Origin of the sequence: Streptococcus sp. 400_SSPC (genome assembly GCF_001072745.1) — a bacterium.
GTDB classification, from domain to species: domain Bacteria; phylum Bacillota; class Bacilli; order Lactobacillales; family Streptococcaceae; genus Streptococcus; species Streptococcus xiaochunlingii.
On the sequence record NZ_JVIQ01000077.1, the window covers coordinates 4,390 to 6,635 of the forward strand.

General features: G+C 35.0%; 2 protein-coding genes. Both read left to right on the forward strand.

Annotation, left to right across the window (positions count from 1 at the left end):
* Nucleotides 1–390, forward strand: a 390-nt coding sequence (locus tag ADH49_RS10225; RefSeq protein WP_048692051.1) for an LPXTG cell wall anchor domain-containing protein, incomplete at its 5' end; no start/stop codon positions are given.
* Nucleotides 391–842: 452 nt separating this feature from the next.
* On the forward strand, nt 843–2,246 hold a 1,404-nt coding region (locus tag ADH49_RS09555; protein WP_048692053.1), incomplete at its 3' end, for an Ig-like domain-containing protein.

Sequence of the window (2,246 nt, forward strand, 5' to 3'; positions counted from 1 at the left end):
ACAACGACTACAACAACCACAGAGGAACCTACAACCACAACGACTACAACAACCACAGAGGAACCTACAACCACAACAACCACTTCATCAAGCGAAGAAGAAACCACAACAACTACTACAGTAAGTGAAGACGCAACTACAACAACTACTACAGTAAGTGAAGATACAACTACAACAACTACAACAGGAAATCCTGGCGGAAAACGTGGTACAACCACCACAACAACTACAACACCAGGAAACCCTGGCGGAAATGGAGATGGTAACGGTGGTGGACGCAAAGTTCTTCTCCCAAGTACAGGTGAAGTCGTAGCGACTGGCCTAGTATTCTCAGGAGTACTTGTCCTATCAGGTGCTATTGTAATGAAACGTAAAATGTCTAATAACTAGCGGTCTGTATTTTAACTTACTAATTTATCTTAAAGTTTGACAAAAGGTTTTAAAAGGATTTACTTCTAATTTAGAGGTAAATCCTTTTTCTAATCCTTAACTCTTTAAAATAAACTTCAAAATTATTTGCTCCACTCTAATATATGCATCTCTATTAAAATTGGATATATAGCTCACCTCATCAATTTATGCTATATTTTGATATGATTTTATAATATACAAACATATTTTGGGTTGATACATTGTTTTATTTGTGATATAATTCACTTTGTAGAAAATATATTTGATTTCAAATCCCAACAGGAGCTTGCATATTAAACAATATTTCCTACAAAGTTATGTAGTAGCTGTGTGTCTTATAAACGATTATTTTATTTACACTCTTCCTTAATAAAAGTGTAAATAAACGATTTTTTATAAAACGCCCAATTTTATGAAAAAGGAAAGTAAAAATGGACAAAAAGAAAAAGTTTAGTATTTTCTCATTTTTGATCTTTGTATTGACAACTATTTTCGTATTTAGTTTGAATAAAACTTTTGCTGAAACTCCTGAGGTTTCAGTGTCTGGAAAATTTGTTGATACAATCCAAAATGTTAAAGTATCAAATAACGAAGGCGGAGTTCTCGACTGGGACTTACAACAGTGGGCAACCTTCCGAATCAACGCTGATTTTGATTTGTCTGGAAAAAATGTTAAAGCAGGAGATTCAACTGTAGTTACTGTTCCAGATGCTTTGATGATTACTTCAAGTTCGTTTCCAATTAAAGATTTAAATACGAATGAAGTTATCGCAAATGCTAAAGTAAACCCAGATAATAAATCCATTACAATTACCTATACGGATTATGTTGAAAAACACTCAGATACAAGCGGATCATTCTTCTTTTACGCTCGTATCGATTTCAAAAAACACCCTCAAAAAGGTGAGGTTCCAATAGAAATCACCGTTAATAAGGAAACAAAAATTGCTGGTAAAGTTTCATTTACTGGTGTTGGCGACGGAAATCCTAGACTTTTAACAAAGACTAGTTGGGTAAACGCAGGGGACCAAAGGGAAATTCAATACACGATTTCTGTCAATCGTACAAAGCAAAATATTAAGAATGCCACACTCGAAGATCACTTACAATTTACGAATGCTTCTTACGAAAAAGATAGCATTAAAATTATTAAAGGTAAATTCTCTTATGATGCTGGTGAATGGGTATTCTCTGATAGAGTTGATGTAACAGACCAACATAAGATTACAATTAGCGAAGATGGTCAATCATTTGTTATCGATTTAGGTGATGTTACTGAAAATGACCAATATCGTATTGCTTATAATGTTCGTTTAAATTATGATCCTGCCGACGGAGAGGTCTTGAGAAATGAAGCAACTCTTAAAGGTCTAGGTATTGAAACCAAAAATGTAACGAATGCTGCTGCCGTTCAAATTCCTGGTGGTGCTGGTCTTGGTTATGTTTACTCAATCAATATTCATAAAGTCGATGATGCTAACCAACCACTTAAAGGTGCTAAATTTAGAGTTGTTCGTCAAGCTAATAATCAAGTTATCGGTGAGTTTGAATCAGACGAAAATGGTAATATTGCCGTTGGTAAACTGTTAAAAGATAAATATATCTTAACTGAAATTGAAGCCCCTTCAGGTCATATCATCAAAGAAGCCGATACTGTGGTTAATGTAGAAGATTTTGGAGCAGATCATTCGGTAACCAAAACGATTGTGAATCCGAAGGAAGAAACTACTACAACAACTACAACCACCACAACCACTACAACTACGACTACTGAAGAGCCGACTACAACTTCAACTACCACAACAACCGAAGAGCCGACTACAACTTCAACTACC